This window comes from Mesorhizobium sp. M7A.F.Ca.MR.362.00.0.0, assembly GCF_004023175.1.
Classification (GTDB): Bacteria; Pseudomonadota; Alphaproteobacteria; order Rhizobiales; family Rhizobiaceae; genus Mesorhizobium.
This window is the reverse complement of the sequence record NZ_RZTF01001113.1, coordinates 1-240: the sequence shown is the minus strand read 5'-3', so window position 1 is coordinate 240 and position 240 is coordinate 1. Positions and strand designations below refer to the sequence as shown.

The window sequence follows — 240 nt, the reverse complement described above, 5'->3', positions numbered from 1 at the left end:
TCTCCAACGGACTGGAGACGACATTCTTCGGCCGTCCGTGCCAGAGCAATCGGGTGCTGGCCACCCTTGCCCGTCACTATGACTGCGACGTCTATCCGGCTCGCTGCATCAGGCTGCCAGGCAACCGCTTCCGGCTCGAAATCGAGGACAAGCTGACATTGCCGCGAACGGCTGACGGCAGCGTCGATGTCCACGCCACCACCCAGCGTCTCAACGATGTCGTCGAACGCTGGGTGCGAG

The 240-nt window shown here is 62.9% G+C and carries 1 pseudogene; it reads left to right on the top strand.

Annotated features, from left to right (window positions below):
• Positions 1–240: pseudogene (locus tag EOC06_RS39310) on the top strand (lipid A biosynthesis lauroyl acyltransferase); the annotation flags it as partial.